The organism is Streptomyces sp. NPDC006259, from assembly GCF_042870975.1.
Lineage (GTDB): Bacteria > Actinomycetota > Actinomycetes > Streptomycetales > Streptomycetaceae > Streptomyces.
In genome coordinates this window covers 142214-162254 of the sequence record NZ_JBIAHY010000002.1, presented here as the reverse complement: position 1 = coordinate 162254, position 20041 = coordinate 142214, and the positions used below count along the sequence as shown (strand labels likewise).

Below are 20041 nucleotides of genomic sequence, written 5' to 3'. Positions count from 1 at the left end.
GATCAGGGAACAGTCGGCCGGCACCAGCGCCCCGCGCGGGACGTCGGATGCGTCACGCGCCCGCGGGCCGCGCCCGCACATGCATCCGCTCCCCCTGCGGGCCGAAGAGGCTGAGGAACTCCACCGGCCCCTCCCCCGTCGACCCGAACCAGTGCGGCACCCGCGTGTCGAACTCGGCGGCCTCCCCCGCCGAGAGCACCACGTCGTGCTCCCCCAGCACCAGCCGCAGCCGCCCGGACAGCACGTACAGCCACTCGTAGCCCTCGTGCGTACGCGGGTCCGGTTCCCGTGCGCGCTTCGGTTCCAGCACCTTGAACGCCTGGAGGCCGCCGGGCCGGCGGGTGAGCGGCCAGTGGGTGCGGCCGTGGCGGACGACCGGCTGCGCCCGGACCCGGGGGTCGCGCACCGGCGGGGCACCCACCAGTTCGTCGAGCGCCACCCCGTGGGCCCGCGCGATCGGCAGCAGCAGCTCCAGGCTGGGCCTGCGCAGCCCCGACTCCAGCCGGGACAGGGTGCTCACCGAGATGCCGGTCGCCCCGGACAGCCCCGCCAGCGTGGCGCCGCGCTCCTTGCGGATCCGGCGCAGCCGGGGCCCGACCTTCGCGAGCACGGTGTCCATGTGGTCGTCGCCGTGGTCGTCGCCGTGGTCGTCGCTGTGGTCGTCGCTGTGGTCGTCGCCGCCTTCGTCACTCATGAGGTCCATTGCAGTTTCGGCAAAAGCGTTTGTCAATGCGGCAGCGGTCGCGCGACCGTCCGCAGTGGAGGTGGTCAGACATGACCGAGAACACCGCGAGCGCGGACACCTACGAAGTGATCGTCGTCGGCGGCGGCGCGGCGGGCCTGTCCGCGGGCCTGGTCCTGGGCCGGGCCCGGCGCCGCACCCTGGTCGTCGACGCGGGCGAGCCGCGCAACGCGCCCGCCGCCCACATGCAGGGCTACCTGTCGAGGGACGGCATGTCCCCGGCCGAGTTCCTGGCGATCGGGCGGGAGGAGATCGCCCGGTACGGCGTCGAGCTGGTCCGGGACCGGGCGGTGGACGCCGTGCGGGGCGACGGGTTCGCCGTGACGCTGGCGAGCGGGCGGACCGTGCGGGCCCGGCAGCTCGTCGTCGCCACCGGCCTGAAGGACGAGCTGCCCCCGGTCGAGGGCCTCGGCGAGCGGTTCGGGCGGGACGTCCTGCACTGCCCGTACTGCCACGGCTGGGAGGTCCGCGACCAGGCCTTCGGGGTGCTCGCCACCAGCCCGATGGGCGTGCACCAGGCACTGATCGTGACCCAGTGGTCGAAGGACGTGAGGCTGTTCCTGCACACGGTCGCCGAGGCGGAGCTGTCCCGGGAGGACCTGCGCCGGCTCGCCGCGGCCGGGGTCGACGTCGTCCCCGGCGAGGTGGCCGGGCTGGTCGTCGCGGACGACCGGCTCACCGGCGTCGCTCTGGCGGACGGGACCGTGCACGCCCGCGACGCGCTGTTCGTCGCGCCGCGCGCGGTCCCGCGGACCGACCTCGTGGCACGTCTGGGCGCCGAGACGACCGAGACGCCGTTCGGCACCTACCCCGTGGTCGACGGCCGGGGACTGACGACCGTGCCCGGACTGTGGGCGGCGGGCAACGTGGCCGGCTTCGCCGAGCAGGTCGTCAACGCGGCGAGCCGCGGCTACCGGGCGGGCGCCGCGATCAACGGGGAGCTGCTGATGAGCGATCTCGACGCCGCCGTCCAGGTGTAGTCGGCACGCCGGCGTTGCACCATGGCTGCATGCTGCTGACCCGGCTCGCCGACGTGTCCCGGGAGGTCGCCGCCACCTCGGCGCGCTCCCGCAAGATCGCTCTGCTCTCCGCACTGTTCCGGGAGGCGCGGGCGGAGGACGTGCCGATCGTGATCCCCTACCTCGCCGGACGGCTGCCGCAGGGGAGGCTCGGCATCGGCTGGAAGGTGCTGAGCCGCCCGGTCGCCCCCGCCATCGAGCCGACGCTGACCGTCCGTGAGGTGGACGCCCGGCTCACCGGTCTGGGCAAGGTGGCGGGCCCCGGCTCGCAGGCGGAACGGGTCCGGCTGGTCGGGGAGTTGATGGGCGCGGCCACGGAGGACGAGCAGCGCTTCCTCATCGCCCTGATCAGCGGCGAGGTCCGGCAGGGCGCCCTGGACGCGGTGGCGGTGGAGGGTCTCGCGGCGGCGACCGACACTCCCCCGGCGGACGTACGGAGGGCGGTGATGCTGGCCGGCTCGCTCCAGACGGTGGCCGAGGCTCTGCTCACCGACGGGCCCCGGGCGCTGGCACGGTTCCGGCTCACGGTCGGCCGCCCGGTGCTGCCGATGCTCGCGCACACCGCGTCCTCCGTGGCCGAGGCGGTGGGCAAGCTGGGCGCCTGCGCGGTGGAGGAGAAACTGGACGGCATCCGCGTCCAGGTGCACCGGGACGGCGACACCGTACGGGTGCACACCCGCACCCTGGAGGACATCACCGACCGGCTGCCCGAACTGACCTCGGCGGCACTGGAGTTGCACGGCGCGCGGTTCATCCTGGACGGCGAGGTCATCGCCCTCGACGAGACCGGGCGGCCCCGCTCCTTCCAGGAGACGGCGGGCCGCGTCGGCTCCCGCGTGGACGTGGCCACGGCCGCCGCGGCGGTCCCGGTCTCCCCCGTCTTCTTCGACGCGCTCTCGGTCGACGGCCGTGACCTGCTCGACCTGCCCTTCTTCGAACGGCACGCCGAACTCGCCCGCCTGGTGCCCGAACCGATGCGGGTGCGCCGGACGGTGGTGGCGGGCGAGGCCGACCTCCGGCTTGCGGAGGACTTCCTGGAGGAAACCCTGGCCAGGGGCCACGAGGGCGTGGTCGTGAAGTCCCTCGACGCCCCCTACAGCGCGGGCCGGCGCGGCGCGTCCTGGCTGAAGTTCAAGCCCGTGCACACGCTCGACCTGGTGGTCCTCGCCGCCGAGTGGGGCCACGGCAGGCGCACCGGCAAGCTCTCCAACCTGCACCTCGGGGCCCGCACCGCCGACGGCGGACTCGTCATGCTCGGCAAGACCTTCAAGGGCATGACCGACGCCATGCTCACCTGGCAGACCGACCGCCTGCGCGACCTGGCCGTCCAGGACGACGGCTGGGTGGTGACCGTACGCCCCGAACTCGTCGTCGAGATCGCCTACGACGGCCTCCAGCGCTCCACCCGCTACCCGGCCGGGGTCACCCTCCGCTTCGCCCGTGTGGTCCGCTACCGCGAGGACAAGCGCCCGGAGGAGGCGGACACCGTGGAGACCCTGCTCGCCGCGCACCCGCGGGTACGGCCGTGACGGCGCGGCGCAGCGCGGGACTGCTGTTGTTCCGGCACACCGCCGCCGGACCGGAGGTGTTGCTGGGGCATATGGGCGGGCCGTACTTCGCGAAGAAGGACGCCGGTGCGTGGACCGTGCCGAAGGGTGAGTACGAGCCACCGGAGCCGGCCTGGGAGGCCGCCCGCCGCGAGTTCCTGGAGGAGCTGGGGGTGGCGCCGCCGGACGGCGAGGCGCTCCCGCTCGGCGAGGTGCGGCAGACGAACGGCAAGATCGTGACGGTCTGGGCGATCGAGGCGGACCTCGACCCGGCGGTGGTCGAGCCCGGCACCTTCGTCATGGAATGGCCGCCGCGCTCCGGGCGCTCGCGGGAGTTCCCCGAGCTGGACCGGGTCGCCTGGTACGGCCTGGACCGGGCGCGCGAGGTGATCGTGAAGGCACAGGCCGCGTTTCTCGACCGGCTGACGGAGCACTCGGGCTGAGCGGACGCGCACGCGTTGCGGCGCCCACCGCGACGCGCGAAGGTCGAGACACAGCCAGCACTCCAGGAGGTCGGTCATGCCCATCGCGACGGTGAACCCGGCGAACGGCGAGACGCTCAAGACGTACGAGGCCATGGACGAGGAGGAGCTGGAACGCCGGCTCCGGCTCGCCGAGGCCACGTTCCGCACGTACCGCACGACGGCGTTCGCCGACCGCGCCCGGCTGCTGAACCGGGCCGCCGACCTCCTCGACGAGGACCAGGCGGAGATCGCCCGCGTGATGACCACCGAGATGGGCAAGCCGGTGAAGCAGGCGCGCGCGGAGGCCGCGAAGTGCGCCAAGGCGATGCGCTGGTACGCCGACCACGCGCCGGAACTCCTCGCCGACGAGCGGCCGGCCGAGTCCGACGTGAAGGACTCCGGCGCCTCCCGCGCCGTGGTCCGCTACCGGCCGCTGGGCCCGGTGCTCGCGGTGATGCCGTGGAACTTCCCGCTGTGGCAGGTCGTCCGCTTCGCCGCGCCCGCGCTGATGGCGGGCAACGTCGGCCTGCTCAAGCACGCCTCGAACGTCCCGCAGACCGCTCTCTACCTGGAGGACCTCTTCCACCGGGCCGGCTTCAGCGAAGGCTGCTTCCAGACCCTGCTGATCGGCTCGGGCGCGGTCGACGAAATCCTTCGGGACGAGCGGATCAAGGCGGCCACCCTGACCGGCAGCGAGCCGGCGGGCCGCGCGGTCGCCTCCACCGCCGGCGAGATGGTCAAGAAGACGGTGCTGGAGCTGGGCGGCAGCGACCCGTTCGTCGTCATGCCGTCCGCGGACGTCGACCGGGCCGCCGAGGTCGCGGTGACCGCGCGCGTGCAGAACAACGGGCAGTCGTGCATCGCCGCCAAGCGGTTCATCGTCCACTCGGACGTGTACGACCGCTTCGCCGAACGCTTCAGCGAAGGGATGAGGGCGCTGCGGGTCGGCGACCCGCTGGAGGAGGAGACGGAGGTCGGTCCCCTCGCCAGCGAGCGGGGCCGCGCCGACCTGGAGGAGCTGGTGGACGACGCCCGGCGCGGCGGCGCCACGGTGCTGTGCGGTGGCGAACGTCCCGACCGGCCGGGCTGGTACTACCCGCCGACCGTGCTCGCCGGCATCGACCGCGGGATGCGCATCCACCGCGAGGAGGCCTTCGGGCCGGTGGCGACCCTGTACCGCGCGGCCGACCTGGACGAAGCGGTCCTCATCGCCAACGACTCCCCCTTCGGGCTGAGTTCCAACGTGTGGACCCGGGAGGAGGCCGAGGTGGACCGTTTCGTACGGGATCTGGAGGCGGGCGGGGTGTTCGTCAACGGGATGACGGCTTCCCATCCGGCGCTGCCGTTCGGCGGGGTCAAGCGATCCGGGTACGGGCGTGAGCTGTCCGGGCACGGAATCCGGGAGTTCTGCAACATCACCACGGTTTGGCACGGTGCGTGAGCGCCGCGCGGCTACGATCCCGGTTGTGAACCGCGAAGTGACTCTGCCTCTGATCGTCGATGACCGCGGGACCCTCCAGGTGGCCGCGGCCGACGTGAGCAAGCTGCTCCGCACGCTGGGTGGCCGGTGGCTCCATCTCGTCGAGGCCGGGGCGGAGGGCCTGGACGAGGACACGGTCGCCGCACTGACCATCGAACTGGCGAAGCTGGCCGACCGGATCGACGTGGCGTGCATCGCCCACAGCAGCGGCGGGGCGCCGTAGGCCCCAGGGGCGCGGGGGAACCGTGCGACGGCCCACCGCGCGCCCGTGGGCCGCATCGAGCGGTTCCCCTCCCCGGCGGCTACCGGATCGGCATCCCCGACAGGGTCCGCGCGATCACCAGTCGCTGAATCTCGCTCGTTCCCTCGAAGATCGTGTAGATGGCGCTGTCCCGGTGCATCCGCTCCACCGGGTACTCCCGCGTGTAGCCGTTGCCGCCGAGGATCTGGACGGCCTGCGCCGTCACCTTCTTCGCCGTCTCGCTGGCGTACAGCTTCGACATCGAGCCCTCGGCCGCCGTGAACGGCCTGCCGTTGACCGCCATCCACGAGGCGCGCCAGACCAGCAGGCGCGCCGCGTCGATCTGCGTGCGCATGTCCGCGAGCTGGAAGGCGACTCCCTGGTTGTCGATGATCGGGCGGCCGAACTGCTCGCGCGTCTTCGCGTAGTCGAGCGCGACCTCGTACGCCGCGCGGGCCGTGCCGACGGCCATCGCGCCGACCGCCGGCCGGGAGGCCTCGAAGGTCGCCATCGCGGCGTTCTTCACCCGCTCGCCGCCGCCCGCCCTCGCCCGCTCGCGCGCCCGCGCCAGCCGCTCGTCGAGCTTCTCCTTGCCGCCGAGCAGGCAGGAGCCGGGGACGCGCACGTTGTCCAGGATCACCTCGGCGGTGTGCGAGGCGCGGATGCCGTGCTTCTTGAACTTCTGGCCCTGGGCGAGACCCGGTGTGCCCGGCGGGACGATGAAGGAGGCGTGGCCCTTGGAGCCCAGTTCCTGGTCGACGACCGCGACGACCACGTGGACGTTGGCGATGCCGCCGTTGGTCGCCCAGGTCTTCGTGCCGTTGATCACCCACTCGTCCTTGGCCTCGTCGTACACGGCACGGGTGCGCATCGAGGCGACGTCCGAACCGGCGTCGGGCTCGGAGGAGCAGAAGGCGGCGACCTTGACGTCGGCCGGGTCGCCGTACATCTGGGGGATCCAGGTGCCGATCTGCTCCTCGGTGCCGTTGGCGAGGACGCCTACGGCGGCGAGGCCGGTGCCGACGATGGACAGGGCGATGCCGGCGTCGCCCCAGAACAGCTCCTCCATCGCCATCGGGATGCCGAGGCCGGTGGGGTCGAAGTACTGCTGGGCGTAGAAGTCGAGGGAGTAGATGCCGACCTTGGCGGCTTCCTGGATGACCGGCCAGGGAGTCTCCTCACGCTCGTCCCATTCGGCGGCCGCGGGGCGGATGACGTCGGCCGCGAAGCCGTGCAGCCAGTCCCGGACCTCCTTCTGTTCGTCGTTGAGCTCCATGGTGAACTCGGCCATGTCCCCTCCAGCGGCGGAACGTGAATGTTACTAGCGGTAACGGGAGTCTGTTACCGGTCGGTAGGAAAAGTCAACTCCCGATGACGGCTCGGCAGCCCGTTCGATGTCGGGCCGTCCTCAGGTGTTAGTTTGCGCAGGCGTCACCGAATCAGCACGGGTGGGGAGAGCACATGGACACCACGCAGCGGACCGAGCAGCAACGGTCCGCCGACCGCCGACGGCGCGAGTTGCTGGAGGCCGCCGACAGAGTGGTGCTCCGAGACGGCCCTCAGGCCTCCATGAACGCCATCGCGGCGGAGGCCGGCATCACCAAGCCGATCCTGTATCGCCACTTCGGCGACAAGGGTGGACTGTACGCCGCTCTCGCCAAGCGGCACACCGACGCACTGCTCGCCTCCCTGCGGGCCGCTCTGGACGCTCCCGCCGCACGCCGCGAGCGGGTCGAGGCCACGCTGGACACCTACCTCGCGGCCATCGAGGCCCGCCCCCAGGTCTACCGGTTCCTGATGCACCCGGCGGACGGCGCCCCCGGCGAACAGGGCTTCGACGTCGGCAAGCACTCGGCTCCCCTGTTGCGGCGGATGGGCGAGGAACTGGCCCAGGTCATCGAGGAGCGGCTGGACGTCGGACCCGGGACCCAGCAGCTCGCCCGCGTCTGGGGACACGGGATCGTCGGGATGATGCACGCGGCGGGTGACTGGTGGCTGGGGGAGCGGCCGTGCCCCCGGGCCGAGCTGGTGCGCAGCCTGGCGGATCTGTTGTGGGGGCGCCTGGCGGCGGCGGGCGACAAGGCGGGCGGCCCGGGGTTCTGACCCCGCCCGTCCCGCGTCCCCCGCCCGCCCCGCGTCCCCCGCCCGCCCCGCGTCCCCCGCGCTCCCCGGGTGAGCCCGCTCACCCGCCCCAGGACGCTCGCCTCACCTGGCGCGTCAGCCGTCTTCCGCGACAGCCCGTCACACGGTCCGCGTACACCAGCCCGTCCAGGTGGTCGCACTCGTGCTGCAGGCATCTGGCGAAGAAGCCCGTGCCGTGGACGGTGACCGGCTCGCCCGTCACCGTGAAACCCTCGACCACGGCGTGGTCGTAGCGCTCGGTCCCCGCTTCCAGGCCCGGCAGGGAGAGGCAGCCCTCCGGACCGCGGACGACCACGCCGTCCACCTCCACCAGGCGGGGGTTCACCACATGGCCGAGGTGGCGGACGTCCTCGTCGTCGGGGCAGTCGTAGACGAACACCCGTGAGGACTCCCCCACTTGGTTGGCGGCGAGCCCCACGCCCCGTGCCGCGTACATCGTGGCGAAGAGATCCTCGACCAGGCGGGCCAGTTCCGGACCGAACTCGGTGACCTCCGCGCAGGGTTGCCGCAGGACCGGATCGCCGAGCAGGGAAAGGGGCCGGACGCGTCCGCGGGCACCCGGGATGGAACCTTGTCGCATGGCGGCAAGGGTACGGTCCTTCCTGACACGCGCATGCCGTGCGGAGCGTGAGACGGTGCCGGGATTCGGGACTGCGAAGCGATCTCGATAGGCTGACCACCTACCACGTTGCCGTCAGGCTTCAGGCGCGGCGCGTACGCAAGGAGGATCGAGAACTGATGGCAGGCAACTCGGACCCGCTCACGCCGCGGGCCAAGATCGCCGTGACCGCCGGCAAGGCGGTCGCTGCGGCATCGCGTGCCGCGGGACGCGGCAGCGGTTCGGTCATCGGCGGCCGGGTGGCGCTGAGGCTCGACCCCGACCTCCTTGCCCGGCTCGCCCAGAACCTGGACGTCATCCTCGTCTCGGCGACCAACGGCAAGACCACGACCACCCGCCTCATCGCGGAGGCCCTGCGGGCCGCCGGCCCGGTCGTGTCCAACGCGCTCGGCGCGAACATGCCGGCCGGCATCACCTCGGCCCTCGCCGGCGGCTCCGACGCCAAGTACGCCGTGATCGAGGTCGACGAGAAGTACCTCGCCGGCGTCGCCCGCGACACCGCCCCCAAGTGCATCGCGCTGCTCAACCTCTCCCGCGACCAGCTGGACCGCGCCGCCGAGACCCGCATGCTCGCGGAGAACTGGCGCGAGGGACTCGCCGGTTCCAAGGCCGTCGTCATCGCCAACGCCGACGATCCGCTGGTGGTGTGGGCCGCGTCCTCCTCCCCCAACGTGATCTGGGTCGCCGCCGGGCAGATGTGGAAGGACGACGCCTGGTCCTGCCCGTCCTGCGGTGGCGTGATGCAGCGCCCGGGTGACGACTGGTTCTGCGGCGAGTGCGGGTTCCGGCGGCCGACGCCGAGCTGGGCGCTCTCCGGCGACCACGTCCTCGACCCGCACGGCTCGGCCTGGCCGATCCACCTCCAGCTGCCGGGCCGCGCCAACAAGGCCAACGCCGCCTCCTCGGCCGCCGTCGCCGCCGTCTTCGGCGTACCGCCGCAGGTCGCGCTGGAGCGGATGTACCAGGTGCAGGCCGTCGCCGGACGCTACGACGTCGTCCAGTTCATGCAGCGCGACCTGCGGCTGCTGCTGGCGAAGAACCCGGCGGGCTGGCTCGAGACGTTCAGCCTGATCGACCCGCCGCCCACCCCGGTCATCCTCTCGGTGAACGCGCGCGGCGCCGACGGTACCGACACGTCCTGGCTGTGGGACGTCGACTACACCCGTCTGACCGGCCACCCGATCTTCGTCGTCGGTGACCGCAAGCTGGACCTCGCGGTGCGCCTGGAGGTCGCCAATCAGCACTTCCAGGTCTGCGAGAACGTCGACCAGGCCGTGCAGCTGGCGCCGCCCGGCCGTATCGAGGTCATCGCGAACTACACCGCATTCCAGGACCTGCGCCGCCGCGTCGGCAACTGACCCCGAGGGACCTTCACGTGATGAGTGACAACCAACTGCGGGTCGTCTGGATCTACCCGGACCTGCTCAGCACCTACGGCGACCAGGGCAACGTCCTGGTCGTGGAGCGGCGGGCGCGGCAACGCGGGCTCGACGTCGCCAGGCTGGACGTGCGCAGCGACCAGCCGATCCCCACCTCCGGCGACATCTACCTCATCGGCGGCGGCGAGGACCGGCCGCAGCGGCTCGCCGCCGAGCGGCTGCGCCGTGACGGGCACCTGTACCAGGCGGTGCAGAACGGCGCGATCGTGTTCGCAGTCTGCGCCGGCTACCAGATCCTCGGCCACGAGTTCGTCAACGACCTCGGTCAGCGCGAGCCCGGCCTCGGCCTGCTGGACGTCACCACGACCCGCGGTGAGGGCGAGCGGTGCGTCGGAGACGTCCTCGCGGACATCGACCCGCGCCTCGGCCTGCCCTCGCTCACCGGCTTCGAGAACCACCAGGGCATCACCCACCTCGGGCCGACCGCCCGCCCGCTCGCCCGCGTCCAGATCGGCAAGGGCAACGGCACCGGCGACGGCACCGAGGGCGCGTACAACGACACCGTCTTCGGCACCTACATGCACGGTCCCGTGCTGGCCCGCAACCCGCTCATCGCGGACCTGCTGCTGAAGCTGGCGCTCGACGTGAACGCGCTCCCGCCGACCGACGACCGCTGGTACGAGGCCCTGCGCAACGAGCGCATCGCCTCCGCGCAGCAGCCCGCCTAGGCAGCGCCTCACGGCACCCCGCGTGACCTGTGTGTTCACCCGATCTTCGGGGTGCCGTCAGCAGCCCGGATGACGGTACGTCCGCACAGGTGAGCGGGCGCGTCCAGCAGGCGGACGTGTGCTTCGGCCCCGCCCCCTCCTGCCGCTAGGGTGGCGGGGTTCGAGCCGGACAATGCGGTCCGGATCCGGCCCACGTGGAGAAGGTTGTTCGGGCTATGCGCATTGGTGTCCTCACGTCCGGCGGCGACTGCCCCGGCCTGAACGCCGTCATCCGGTCCGTCGTGCACCGTGCCGTCGTGGACCACGGCGACGAGGTCATCGGCTTCCGGGACGGCTGGAAGGGCCTCCTGGAATGCGACTACCTCAAGCTCGACCTGGACGCGGTGGGCGGCATCCTCGCCCGCGGCGGCACGATCCTCGGCTCCTCACGGGTCCAGCCCTCGCAGCTGCGGGACGGCGTGGAGCGGGCCCGCGGACACGTCGAGGAACTCGGCCTCGACGCCGTCATCCCGATCGGCGGTGAGGGCACGCTCAAGGCGGCCCGGCTGATGTCGGACAGCGGCCTGCCCATCGTCGGCGTGCCGAAGACCATCGACAACGACATCGCCGTCACCGACGTCACCTTCGGTTTCGACACGGCGGTGGGCGTCGCCACCGAGGCGCTCGACCGGCTCAAGACCACCGCCGAGTCCCACCAGCGGGTCCTGGTCGTGGAGGTCATGGGGCGGCACACCGGCTGGATAGCGCTGCACTCGGGCATGGCGGCCGGCGCCCACGCCATCGTCGTACCGGAGCGCCCCTTCTGCATCGAGGAGCTGGCCCGGCGGGTCGGCGAGCGGTTCGAGGCGGGGAAGCGGTTCGCGATCGTCGTCGTCGCGGAGGGGGCCAAGCCGGCGCCCGGCTCCATGGCCTTCGACGAGGGCGGCAAGGACATCTACGGGCACGAGCGGTTCGCCGGGATCGCCCGGCAGCTCTCCATCGAGCTGGAGCAGCGGCTCGGCAAGGAGGCCCGGCCGGTGATCCTCGGGCACGTCCAGCGGGGTGGCACGCCCACCGCGTACGACCGCGTGCTGGCCACCCGGTTCGGGTGGCACGCGGTGGAGGCCGTGCACCGGGGCGAGTTCGGAAGGATGACGGCCCTGCGGGGGACGGACATCGTGATGGTGGAGCTGGCGGAAGCCGTCGCGACGCTGAAGACGGTGCCGGAGGACCGGTACGCCGAGGCGGAGTGCGTGCTGTAGCCGTCGGGCTCCCGGTGGGTGCCCCCGTCCACGCCCCCGGTGACATCGGTCGCCGGGGGCGGTTCTAGTCTTGGGGCGCAGGAAACGTACATCCCCCCACGAATCAGGAGCCGGCGGATGGATCACAGCGGGCACGGCATGACGATGGATCTGCCGCCGTTCACGCTGGGGCGGGGTCTTCAGTGGTCGGCGGACCCGTTCTTCCTCGTCGCCTGCCTGACCGCGCTCGGGCTGTACGCCTGGGGCGTCGTCCGGCTGCGGCGGCGCGGGGACACGTGGTCCGCCGGGCGGACGGTGGCGTACGCCGCCGGGGTACTGACGATCATGCTGGTGATGTGCACCCGGCTGAACGACTACGGCATGGTCATGTTCAGCGTGCACATGGTCCAGCACATGGTGATCAGCATGCTGTCGCCGATCCTGATCCTGCTCGGCGCCCCGGTCACGCTGGCGCTGCGCGCCCTGCCCACCGCCGGCAAGGGCCGCAAGGGGCCGCGCGAGCTGCTGCTGATGCTGCTGCACAGCTGGTACATGCGGATCGTCACGCATCCCGCGTTCACCATCCCGCTGTTCATCGCGAGCCTGTACGCGCTGTACTTCACGCCGATCTTCGACTTCCTGATGGGTTCGAGGACCGGGCACGTCGCGATGATGGTGCACTTCCTCGCCGTCGGCGTGGTGTTCTTCTGGCCGATCATGGGCGTGGACCCGGGACCCAACCGGCCGGGCTACCTGATGCGCATGCTGGAGCTGTTCGCCGGCATGCCGTTCCACGCGTTCTTCGGCATCGCGCTGATGATGGCGTCCACGCCGATGGTGAAGACCTTCGAGAACCCGCCCGCCTCCCTCGGCATCGACGCCCTCTCCGACCAGAACGCGGCCGGCGGCATCGCCTGGGCGTTCAGCGAGATCCCCTCGGTGCTGGTGCTGATCGCGCTGCTGTTCCAGTGGTACGGCTCCGAGCAGCGGCAGGCCAAGCGCCAGGACCGGGCCGCCGACCGGGACGGCGACAAGGAGCTGGAGGCGTACAACGCCTACCTGGCCTCGTTGAGCGGACGCGGTTGAGGCACGCGGTCCGGAGGCCGTTGAGCGTTCTCCGGGGCCGGCGGGCCGGAACCGGGGCACCATGGAGGGGGACGCACCCTGTGGGGGGTGTGCCGGAGGAGGGTGTCGCGATGCCCGGTTCCATCAACGGTTCGGCGGACGGTTCCACGAAGACCATGGGGGCGCTCACCATCGGCGGCCTCGTCATGGTGACGGCCTACACGGTGGCGCTCGGCAGCAACGGCTGGCTCTGGTTCGGCTGGGTCGTGCTCGGGCTGATCACGCTCGCGATGGTCGCCACGCACAAGAGGTGAGCGACTGAGCGGCGGGTGGCTCACCCCGGTGCGGGGCGGGCCGCCGGGTGGACGCCCGGCTGGTACTTCGGCAGCCGGGCGCTGATCCTCATGCCGGCTCCGGGCGCCGTCTCGATGACGAGGCCGTGGTCGTCGCCGTACACCTGGCGGAGCCGGTCGTCGACGTTGGACAGGCCGATGCCGCCGGACGGGCTGACCTCGCCGGCCAGGATGCGGCGCAGCAGGGCCGGGTCCATGCCCGCGCCGTCGTCCTCGATGACGACCAGGGCCTCGGCGCCGGCGTCCTGCGCGGTGATCTGGATGTGGCACTTGTCGGCCTTGCCCTCCAGGCCGTGCTTGACGGCGTTCTCCACCAGGGGCTGGAGACAGAGGAAGGGCAGGGCCACCGGGAGGACCTCCGGGGCTATCTGGAGGGTGACGGAGAGGCGGTCCCCGAAGCGGGCCCGCACCAGCGCCAGATACTGGTCGATGGCGTGCAGCTCGTCGGCGAGGGTGGTGAAGTCGCCGTGCCGGCGGAACGAGTAGCGGGTGAAGTCGGCGAACTCCAGGAGCAGCTCGCGGGCCCGCTCGGGGTCGGTGCGGACGAACGAGGCGATCACCGCGAGCGAGTTGAAGATGAAGTGCGGGGAGATCTGGGCGCGCAGGGCCTTGATCTCGGCCTCGATGAGGCGGGTGCGCGAGTCGTCGAGGTCGGCCAGCTCCAGTTGGACGCTCACCCAGCGGGCCACCTCCCCCGCGGCCCGGACCAGGACGGCGGATTCGCGGGGCGCGCAGACGACGAGGGCGCCGTGCACCCGGTCGTCGACGGTGAGCGGGGTGAGGACGGCCCAGCGGACCGGGCAGTCGGGGGCGCCGCAGGTCAGCGGGAAGGCCTCGCCGCGGCCGGTGTCCAGCGGGCCGGCCAGCCGGGCCATGATCTCGTTACGGTGGTGGGCGCCCACGCCGTCCCACGCCAGGAGCTGTTCGCGGTCCGTCAGGCAGAGGGCGTCCGTGCCGAGCAGGGTGCGTAGCCGGCCGGCGGACCTGCGGGCCGTCTCCTCGGTGAGGCCGGCGCGCAGGGGCGGGGCGGCGAGGGAGGCGGTGTGCAGGGTCTGGAAGGTGGCGTGCTCGACGGGGGTGCCGAGGTCGCCGAGGCTCTGCGGACGGGCGGTGCGCCGGCCCAGCCGGAAGCCGGCCGCGAGGCAGGGCAGGATCGCGATGCACAGGCCCGCCAGGAAGCCGCTCATGCCTTGACCTCCGCCGTCCGCAGCTCCTCCGGGAGGTGGAAGCGGGCCAGGATGGACGCCGTACCGGCCGGGACGCGGCCCGGGGTGGCCAGGGACACCAGGATCATGGTGAGGAAGCCGAGCGGGACCGACCACAGGGCGGGCCAGGCCAGCAGGGCGTGCGGGCCGCCCGTGACGGGCAGGCCCGCCATGGTCGCGGCGACGGCGACGAAGGCCGAACCGCCGCCCACGAGCATCCCGGCGGCGGCGCCCGGCGGGGTCAGCCGCCGCCACCAGATGCCGAGCACGAGCAGCGGGCAGAAGGAGGACGCGGACACGGCGAAGGCGAGGCCCACCGCGTCGGCCGCCGGCAGCCCGCCCACCAGCAGGCTCGCGGCGAGCGGTACGGCCATGGCGAGACCGGTGCCCAGCCGGAAGTGCCGTACGCCGCGGGAAGGCAGGACGTCCTGGGTGAGGACCCCGGCCACGGCCATGGTCAGGCCCGACGCCGTGGACAGGAACGCCGCGAAGGCGCCGCCCGCGACCAGTGCGCCGAGCAGATCGCCGCCGAGGCCGCCGATCATCCGGTCGGGCAGCAGCAGGACGGCGGCGTCGGCGTCGCCGGTGAGGGCGAGCTCCGGGGCGTACAGGCGGCCGAGGGCGCCGTAGACGGGCGGCAGCAGGTAGAAGGCGCCGATGAGGGCGAGGACGGCGACGGTGGTGCGGCGGGCGGCGACACCGTGCGGGCTGGTGTAGAAGCGGACGACGACGTGCGGCAGCCCCATCGTGCCGAGGAAGGTGGCGAGGATCAGGCCGTACGTCGCGTACAGGGGGCGTTCCTCGCGGCCCGCGGCGAGGGTGGTGGACATGCCGCCGCCGCTGCCGCGCTCGGCGTCGGGCACGGGGGTGCCCGGGGTGAAGGTGAGGCGGGTGCCCTGTTCGACGCGGTGGACGCCGGCGGGGAGGCGCAGGGCGTCCTCCTCGTGCCGACGGCCGTCGACCGTGCCTGTCACCGTCACGGTGAGGGGCCGGTCCAGTTCCAGGTCGAGGGTCGCGCCGACGCGGACGGCCCGCTGGTCGCGGAAGGCGGGCGGCTCCTCGAAGACGTGCCGGGGCGCGCCGTCGCCGTGCCAGGCCAGGACCAGGAACAGGGCGGGGACGAGGAGGGCGGTGAGCTTGAGCCAGTACTGGAAGGCCTGCACGAACGTGATGCTCCGCATGCCGCCGGCGGCGACGGTGGCGGTGACGACCACGGCGACGATCAGTCCGCCGAGCGAGTCGGGGGCCCCGGTGAGCACGGTCAGGGTCAGTCCGGCGCCCTGGAGCTGGGGCAGCAGGTAGAGCCAGCCGACGCCCACGACGAAGGCGCCCGCGAGCCGCCGTACCGCCTGCGAGGCGAGGCGGGCCTCGGCGAAGTCGGGCAGGGTGTAGGCGCCGGAGCGGCGCAGCGGGGCGGCCACGAAGAGGAGCAGGACCAGGTAGCCGGCGGTGTAGCCGACCGGGTACCAGAGCATGTCGGGGCCCTGGACGAGGACCAGTCCGGCGATGCCGAGGAAGGAGGCCGCGGAGAGGTACTCGCCGCTGATGGCGGCCGCGTTGAGGCGGGGGCCGACGGTGCGCGAGGCGACGTAGAAGTCGGAGGTCGTGCGGGAGATGCGCAGGCCGAAGGCGCCGACGAGGACGGTCGCCACGACGACCAGGGCGACGGCGGGGACGGCGAACGCGGAGTTCATCGGTCCTCGACCAGGCGCACCAGGTCGCGTTCGTTGCGTTCGGCGCGGCGGACGTACCAGCGGGCCAGCGCGACCAGCGGGGCGTACAGGCCGAAGCCGAGGACCGCCCACTCCAGGCGGCGGGCGTCGGGCATCGCCGCGAACAGCAGCGGCAGCGGTCCGACCAGCAGGACCAGGACCGCGAAGGCGGTGAGTCCGGCGCGCAGTTGGGTGCGCATCAGGGAGCGGACGTAGGTGTGGCCGAGGGTGGTCTGCTCGTCGATCTCGGTGCGCGGGCGGTAGTAGCCGGAGGCGTGGGGGTGCCGCCCGCGCGAGCGGAGCCGGGCGTGCGGGGGGATGCGGCGGGGCGGTCCGGTGACGACGACGCGACGCTCGGAGGGGTCCGGCTGGGGCACCGTCACGGCCTCCTCATCAGCAGATCCCGCAGTTCGCGGGCGTGGCGGCGGCTGACCTGGAGTTCCTCGCCGCCGACGACGACGCTCACCGTGCCGGCGTCCAGGCGCAGTTCGCCTATGTGACGCAGGGCGACGAGGTGGCGGCGGTGGATGCGGACGAAGCCGCGGGCGCGCCAGCGCTCCTCCAGGGTGGACAGCGGGATGCGGACCAGGTGGCTGCCGCGGTCGGTGTGCAGGCGGGCGTAGTCGCCCTGGGCCTCGACGTGGGTGATGTCGTCGACGGCCACGAACCGGGTCACGCCGCCCAGCTCGACGGGTATCTGGTCGGGGTCGGGTTCGTGGACGGGGATGCGCGGGGCGGTGCCGCGCAGTTCGGCGGCGCGGCGGACGGCCTCGGCGAGGCGTTCCTTGCGGACGGGTTTGAGGACGTAGTCGACGGCCTTCAGGTCGAAGGCCTGGACGGCGAAGTCCTCGTGGGCGGTGACGAACACGACCAGCGGCGGGCGGGCGAAGCCGGTGAGCAGCCGGGCCAGGTCGAGGCCGTCGAGGCCGGGCATCTGGATGTCGAGGAAGACCACGTCGATGGCCTCGGGGCCGTCGGGACCGGACTCCAGGGCCCGGTTGATCCGGCGCAGCGCCTCCGTCGCGTCACCGGCGCCCTCCACACTCCCTATCCGGGGATCCGCGGTGAGCAGGTAGAGCAGCTCCTCCAGCGAGGGGCGTTCGTCGTCGACGGCGAGAGCGCGCAGCATGAGGGTGGAGTGTAGGGGCGATCGGTACGGCGGGACACGGCCGGGGTGCGGACGTGTCCGCTGGATACAGTGCCCGCATGAACAGCGGCCCCGCCCCTTTCGACGGTCTCGACCGGAAGATCCTCACCGCGCTGATGGCCAACGCCAGGACGAGCTTCGCCGAGATCGGCACGGCGATCGGGCTGTCGGCCACGGCGGTCAAGCGCCGGGTGGACCGGCTGCGGGACAGCGGGGTGATCACCGGGTTCACGGCGACGGTGCGGCCGTCGGCGCTGGGCTGGCGTACGGAGGCGTACGTGGAGGTGTACTGCGAGGGGGCCGCGCCGCCGCGGCGGCTCGCGGAGGTGGTGCGCAACCATCCGGAGATCACCGCGGCGATGACCGTGACCGGCGGCGCGGACGCGTTGCTGCACGTGCGGGCGCGGGACGTGGGGCACTTCGAGGAGGTCCTGGAACGCATCCGGGTGGAGCCGTTCATCCGCAAGACGATCAGTGTGATGGTGCTGTCGCACCTGCTGCCGGAGAGCCCGGAGGCGGGCGCGACCCACGCGGCCCCGCACGCCGAGCCCGATCACGCATCAGACGTGCGCTGAGCAGACGGAACACGCAGCGTTCCTGCGTGAACACGCAACTCTTCTTCCTTGTCGGGCGTCCCGATCGCTTTCTACCGTGGTGTCACCCCAATTCCACAGCGCAGGAAAAGCGGAGGAACCCCTCTGTGACCGTCAGCCGTGTGCCGCGCCTTCGGCGCTTCCTCGTCTGTGAACCCAGACATTTCGCCGTGCAGTACGCGATCAATCCCTGGATGTGTCCCGACTCCCCCGTCGACGTCGACCTCGCGCACGAGCAGTGGCAGGCGCTGATCCGCGCCTACCGGGCGCACGGCCACACCGTCGACACCGTCGAGCCCGCCCCCGGCCTGCCCGACATGGTCTTCGCCGCGAACTCCGCGGTCGTCGTCGGCGGCCGCGTCTTCGGGTCCCTCTTCCACGCGCCCGAGCGGCGCCCCGAGTCCCACCACTACGAGAGCTGGTTCAGGACGGCGGGCTTCGACGTCCACCGGCCCGCGTCCGTCTGCGAGGGCGAGGGCGACCTGGTGTGGACCGGCCGGTACATGCTGGCCGGGACCGGATTCCGGACGAGCCGGGAGGCACACCGGGAGGTGCAGGAGTTCTTCGGGCACCCGGTGGTCAGCCTGACGCTGGTGGACCCGCACTTCTACCACCTGGACACGGCGCTGTTCGTGCTCGACGGCCGGCCCGACGGAAACATCGCGTACTACCCCGAGGCGTTCTCGCCCGGCAGCCGTGAGGTGCTCGCCCGGCTCTACCCGGACGCGGTGCTCGCCACCCGTGACGACGCGATGACGTTCGGGCTGAACTCCGTCTCCGACGGCCGCAACGTCTTCATCGCGCCGCGCGCCGAGGCGCTCGCCGGCCGGCTCGCCGACCGCGGCTACGTCCCCGTCCCCGTCGACCTCTCGGAGTTCCAGAAGGCCGGAGGTGGCATCAAGTGCTGCACCCAGGAGATCCGTTCATGACCGCACCCGCTCGCACCCAGACCTCCGCCGACCTGATCCGGGCCGAGGAGCCCGTCCTCGCGCACAACTACCACCCGCTGCCCGTGGTCGTCGCGCGTGCCGAGGGCGCGTGGGTGGAGGACGTCGAGGGCCGCCGCTACCTCGACATGCTGGCCGGGTACTCGGCGCTGAACTTCGGGCACCGCCACCCCGCGCTGATCGAGGCGGCGCACCGCCAGCTCGACCGGCTGACGCTCACCTCCCGCGCCTTCCACAACGACCGGCTCGCCGAGTTCGCGGAACGGCTCGCCCGGTTGACCGGGCTGGACATGGTGCTGCCGATGAACACCGGCGCGGAGGCCGTCGAGAGCGGGATCAAGGTGGCCCGCAAGTGGGCGTACGAGGTGAAGGGGGTGCCTGCCGACCGGGCGACGATCGTGGTCGCCGCGGACAACTTCCACGGCCGTACGACGACGATCGTCAGTTTCTCGACCGACGAGACGGCGCGCGCCGGGTTCGGGCCGTTCACGCCGGGGTTCCGGATCGTGCCCTACAACGACCTGGCGGCGCTGGAGGCGGCGGTCGACGAGACGACGGCGGCCGTGCTGATCGAGCCGATCCAGGGCGAGGCGGGGGTCGTCATCCCCGACGACGGCTATCTGGCCGGGGTGCGGGAACTGACCCTGCGCGAGAACTGCCTCTTCGTCGCCGACGAGATCCAGTCCGGGCTGGGGCGGACCGGGCGGACGCTCGCCGTCGAGCACGACGGCGTCGTCCCCGATGTGCTGCTGCTCGGCAAGGCGCTGGGCGGGGGGATCGTGCCGGTGTCCGCGGTCGTGGCGCGGCGGGACGTGCTGGCCGTGCTGCGGCCGGGTTCGCACGGGTCGACGTTCGGCGGCAATCCGCTGGCGGCGGCGGTGGGGACGGCGGTGGTGTCGCTGCTGGAGACCGGTGAGTTCCAGGCACGGGCGGCCGCTCTGGGGGATGTGCTGCGGGACGGACTCACCGGGCTGGTCGGCCGGGGAGTCGTCGGGTTCCGCGCACGCGGGCTGTGGGCGGGGGTCGACGTGGACCCGGCGGTCGGCACCGGACGGGAGATCGGGGAACGGCTCCTGTCGGAGGGCGTCCTGGTGAAGGACACCCACGGCTCGACGATCCGACTGGCCCCGCCGCTGACGATCACGGAGGAGGAGCTGGGGATGGCGCTGGGGGCGCTGGCGAAGGTGCTGGGGGCGTAGGCGGGTTCCCTCCGGGGGCCGCGCGGGGTTCCTGGGGCCCGTGTCTCGGGCCCGTGCCCGCGGGTGCCTCGCCTCGGGGCTCGCGGATTCCTCCGGCCCCTCCCCGCAGGTGTCTCGGGCCCGTGCCTGCGGGTGCCTCGCCTCGGGGCTCGCGCATTCCTCGGACGCGTCCCCGCGGGTGCCTCGGTCCCGTCCCCCACGGGTGTCTCCGCCCGTACCCGCGGGCGCCTCACCTCGGG

General features: G+C 72.5%; 21 protein-coding genes. 14 read left to right on the top strand and 7 right to left on the bottom strand.

Going from position 1 to position 20041, the window contains the following annotated elements; all coding sequences use genetic code 11:
- Positions 1 to 52: 52 nt before the first annotated feature.
- Positions 53 to 619, bottom strand: coding sequence for a helix-turn-helix domain-containing protein (locus ACFYO5_RS06920; RefSeq protein ID WP_388707099.1), 567 nt, complete (start codon positions 617 to 619; stop codon positions 53 to 55).
- A gap of 155 nt (positions 620 to 774) precedes the next feature.
- Here ACFYO5_RS06920 and ACFYO5_RS06915 point away from each other — a divergent pair, with 155 nt between their 5' ends.
- The 5 genes from ACFYO5_RS06915 to ACFYO5_RS06895 all read left to right on the top strand — a co-directional run bounded on the left by ACFYO5_RS06915 (position 775) and on the right by ACFYO5_RS06895 (position 5475).
- Positions 775 to 1722, top strand: coding sequence for an NAD(P)/FAD-dependent oxidoreductase (locus tag ACFYO5_RS06915; RefSeq protein ID WP_388705087.1), 948 nt, complete (start codon positions 775 to 777; stop codon positions 1720 to 1722).
- A gap of 29 nt (positions 1723 to 1751) precedes the next feature.
- On the top strand, positions 1752 to 3290 hold the full coding sequence (locus ACFYO5_RS06910; protein ID WP_388705085.1) for an ATP-dependent DNA ligase: 1539 nt from the start codon (positions 1752 to 1754) through the stop codon (positions 3288 to 3290).
- A complete protein-coding gene (locus ACFYO5_RS06905) occupies positions 3287 to 3751 on the top strand; it encodes an NUDIX domain-containing protein (RefSeq protein ID WP_388705083.1) in 465 nt (154 codons plus the stop codon). The genes ACFYO5_RS06910 and ACFYO5_RS06905 overlap by 4 nt, the downstream gene beginning before the upstream one ends.
- Before the next feature lie 76 nt (positions 3752 to 3827).
- The gene (locus tag ACFYO5_RS06900) at positions 3828 to 5213 is read left to right on the top strand and encodes an NADP-dependent succinic semialdehyde dehydrogenase (protein WP_388705080.1); all 1386 of its coding nucleotides are present in this window, start codon (positions 3828 to 3830) and stop codon (positions 5211 to 5213) included.
- A 25-nt stretch (positions 5214 to 5238) separates the two neighbouring features.
- Positions 5239 to 5475 carry a DUF6213 family protein gene (locus ACFYO5_RS06895; protein WP_057580803.1) on the top strand — a complete coding sequence of 79 codons (237 nt, stop codon included), beginning with the start codon at positions 5239 to 5241 and terminating at the stop codon, positions 5473 to 5475.
- A 79-nt stretch (positions 5476 to 5554) separates the two neighbouring features.
- On the opposite strand, the gene ACFYO5_RS06890 is transcribed toward ACFYO5_RS06895, so the two are convergent.
- On the bottom strand, positions 5555 to 6784 hold the full coding sequence (locus ACFYO5_RS06890; protein WP_356562947.1) for an acyl-CoA dehydrogenase family protein: 1230 nt from the start codon (positions 6782 to 6784) through the stop codon (positions 5555 to 5557).
- Positions 6785 to 6954: 170 nt separating this feature from the next.
- On the opposite strand from ACFYO5_RS06890, the gene ACFYO5_RS06885 reads away from it, so the two are divergent.
- Positions 6955 to 7596: a TetR family transcriptional regulator gene (locus tag ACFYO5_RS06885; RefSeq protein ID WP_356562946.1), complete on the top strand. Its 642-nt coding sequence runs from the start codon at positions 6955 to 6957 to the stop codon at positions 7594 to 7596.
- A gap of 79 nt (positions 7597 to 7675) precedes the next feature.
- Here the strand turns inward: ACFYO5_RS06885 and def are convergent, their stop codons facing one another.
- Complete coding sequence (gene def / locus ACFYO5_RS06880; protein ID WP_388705076.1) at positions 7676 to 8215, bottom strand: peptide deformylase; 540 nt, start codon at positions 8213 to 8215, stop codon at positions 7676 to 7678.
- Positions 8216 to 8373: 158 nt separating this feature from the next.
- On the opposite strand from def, the gene ACFYO5_RS06875 reads away from it, so the two are divergent.
- The 5 genes from ACFYO5_RS06875 (at position 8374) to ACFYO5_RS06855 (ending at position 12960) form a co-directional block, all read left to right on the top strand.
- The gene (locus ACFYO5_RS06875; protein WP_073491089.1) at positions 8374 to 9612 is read left to right on the top strand and encodes a MurT ligase domain-containing protein; all 1239 of its coding nucleotides are present in this window, start codon (positions 8374 to 8376) and stop codon (positions 9610 to 9612) included.
- A 20-nt stretch (positions 9613 to 9632) separates the two neighbouring features.
- Entirely contained in the window at positions 9633 to 10361 is a 729-nt protein-coding gene (locus tag ACFYO5_RS06870) for a type 1 glutamine amidotransferase (protein WP_073491088.1), read from the top strand.
- Between the two features lie 215 nt (positions 10362 to 10576).
- Positions 10577 to 11602, top strand: coding sequence for a 6-phosphofructokinase (locus ACFYO5_RS06865; protein WP_388705072.1), 1026 nt, complete (start codon positions 10577 to 10579; stop codon positions 11600 to 11602).
- A 117-nt stretch (positions 11603 to 11719) separates the two neighbouring features.
- Complete coding sequence (locus ACFYO5_RS06860; RefSeq protein ID WP_356562940.1) at positions 11720 to 12667, top strand: cytochrome c oxidase assembly protein; 948 nt, start codon at positions 11720 to 11722, stop codon at positions 12665 to 12667.
- Between the two features lie 110 nt (positions 12668 to 12777).
- Positions 12778 to 12960: a hypothetical protein gene (locus ACFYO5_RS06855; RefSeq protein ID WP_356562938.1), complete on the top strand. Its 183-nt coding sequence runs from the start codon at positions 12778 to 12780 to the stop codon at positions 12958 to 12960.
- A 20-nt stretch (positions 12961 to 12980) separates the two neighbouring features.
- Here ACFYO5_RS06855 and ACFYO5_RS06850 read toward each other — a convergent pair whose 3' ends face one another.
- The 4 genes from ACFYO5_RS06850 to ACFYO5_RS06835 are packed head-to-tail and all read right to left on the bottom strand — an operon-like array spanning position 12981 to position 17045.
- Complete coding sequence (locus tag ACFYO5_RS06850; RefSeq protein WP_388705069.1) at positions 12981 to 14186, bottom strand: sensor histidine kinase; 1206 nt, start codon at positions 14184 to 14186, stop codon at positions 12981 to 12983.
- Positions 14183 to 15898 (bottom strand): cation acetate symporter, encoded by a 1716-nt coding sequence (locus ACFYO5_RS06845; RefSeq protein WP_388705066.1) that lies wholly within the window; start codon positions 15896 to 15898, stop codon positions 14183 to 14185. The genes ACFYO5_RS06850 and ACFYO5_RS06845 overlap by 4 nt, the downstream gene beginning before the upstream one ends.
- Positions 15895 to 16293: a hypothetical protein gene (locus ACFYO5_RS06840; protein ID WP_356563166.1), complete on the bottom strand. Its 399-nt coding sequence runs from the start codon at positions 16291 to 16293 to the stop codon at positions 15895 to 15897. The genes ACFYO5_RS06845 and ACFYO5_RS06840 overlap by 4 nt, the downstream gene beginning before the upstream one ends.
- A 2-nt stretch (positions 16294 to 16295) precedes the next feature.
- Positions 16296 to 17045, bottom strand: coding sequence for a LytTR family DNA-binding domain-containing protein (locus tag ACFYO5_RS06835; protein WP_356562933.1), 750 nt, complete (start codon positions 17043 to 17045; stop codon positions 16296 to 16298).
- Positions 17046 to 17122: 77 nt separating this feature from the next.
- Here ACFYO5_RS06835 and ACFYO5_RS06830 point away from each other — a divergent pair, with 77 nt between their 5' ends.
- The 3 genes from ACFYO5_RS06830 (at position 17123) to rocD (ending at position 19802) form a co-directional block, all read left to right on the top strand.
- Positions 17123 to 17638: an Lrp/AsnC family transcriptional regulator gene (locus tag ACFYO5_RS06830; RefSeq protein ID WP_356562931.1), complete on the top strand. Its 516-nt coding sequence runs from the start codon at positions 17123 to 17125 to the stop codon at positions 17636 to 17638.
- A gap of 125 nt (positions 17639 to 17763) precedes the next feature.
- Positions 17764 to 18585: a dimethylargininase gene (gene ddaH, locus ACFYO5_RS06825; protein ID WP_388705062.1), complete on the top strand. Its 822-nt coding sequence runs from the start codon at positions 17764 to 17766 to the stop codon at positions 18583 to 18585.
- The gene (gene rocD, locus ACFYO5_RS06820; RefSeq protein ID WP_388705059.1) at positions 18582 to 19802 is read left to right on the top strand and encodes an ornithine--oxo-acid transaminase; all 1221 of its coding nucleotides are present in this window, start codon (positions 18582 to 18584) and stop codon (positions 19800 to 19802) included. Before ddaH ends, rocD begins: the two co-directional genes overlap by 4 nt.
- Positions 19803 to 20041 lie beyond the last annotated feature (239 nt).

What these genes read in the sequence shown, in the direction of transcription:
- ACFYO5_RS06890 (WP_356562947.1), bottom strand. Translation starts at nt 6,784, where the DNA reads ATGGCCGAGTTCACCATGGAGCTCAACGACGAACAGAAGGAGGTCCGG.
- ACFYO5_RS06855 (WP_356562938.1), top strand. Translation starts at nt 12,778, where the DNA reads ATGCCCGGTTCCATCAACGGTTCGGCGGACGGTTCCACGAAGACCATG.
- ACFYO5_RS06870 (WP_073491088.1), top strand. Translation starts at nt 9,633, where the DNA reads ATGAGTGACAACCAACTGCGGGTCGTCTGGATCTACCCGGACCTGCTC.
- ACFYO5_RS06850 (WP_388705069.1), bottom strand. Translation starts at nt 14,186, where the DNA reads ATGAGCGGCTTCCTGGCGGGCCTGTGCATCGCGATCCTGCCCTGCCTC.
- ACFYO5_RS06865 (WP_388705072.1), top strand. Translation starts at nt 10,577, where the DNA reads ATGCGCATTGGTGTCCTCACGTCCGGCGGCGACTGCCCCGGCCTGAAC.
- ACFYO5_RS06835 (WP_356562933.1), bottom strand. Translation starts at nt 17,045, where the DNA reads ATGCTGCGCGCTCTCGCCGTCGACGACGAACGCCCCTCGCTGGAGGAG.
- ACFYO5_RS06830 (WP_356562931.1), top strand. Translation starts at nt 17,123, where the DNA reads ATGAACAGCGGCCCCGCCCCTTTCGACGGTCTCGACCGGAAGATCCTC.
- ACFYO5_RS06860 (WP_356562940.1), top strand. Translation starts at nt 11,720, where the DNA reads ATGGATCACAGCGGGCACGGCATGACGATGGATCTGCCGCCGTTCACG.
- ACFYO5_RS06875 (WP_073491089.1), top strand. Translation starts at nt 8,374, where the DNA reads ATGGCAGGCAACTCGGACCCGCTCACGCCGCGGGCCAAGATCGCCGTG.
- ACFYO5_RS06900 (WP_388705080.1), top strand. Translation starts at nt 3,828, where the DNA reads ATGCCCATCGCGACGGTGAACCCGGCGAACGGCGAGACGCTCAAGACG.
- def (WP_388705076.1), bottom strand. Translation starts at nt 8,215, where the DNA reads ATGCGACAAGGTTCCATCCCGGGTGCCCGCGGACGCGTCCGGCCCCTT.
- ACFYO5_RS06910 (WP_388705085.1), top strand. Translation starts at nt 1,752, where the DNA reads ATGCTGCTGACCCGGCTCGCCGACGTGTCCCGGGAGGTCGCCGCCACC.
- ACFYO5_RS06885 (WP_356562946.1), top strand. Translation starts at nt 6,955, where the DNA reads ATGGACACCACGCAGCGGACCGAGCAGCAACGGTCCGCCGACCGCCGA.
- rocD (WP_388705059.1), top strand. Translation starts at nt 18,582, where the DNA reads ATGACCGCACCCGCTCGCACCCAGACCTCCGCCGACCTGATCCGGGCC.
- ACFYO5_RS06915 (WP_388705087.1), top strand. Translation starts at nt 775, where the DNA reads ATGACCGAGAACACCGCGAGCGCGGACACCTACGAAGTGATCGTCGTC.
- ACFYO5_RS06920 (WP_388707099.1), bottom strand. Translation starts at nt 619, where the DNA reads ATGGACACCGTGCTCGCGAAGGTCGGGCCCCGGCTGCGCCGGATCCGC.
- ACFYO5_RS06845 (WP_388705066.1), bottom strand. Translation starts at nt 15,898, where the DNA reads ATGAACTCCGCGTTCGCCGTCCCCGCCGTCGCCCTGGTCGTCGTGGCG.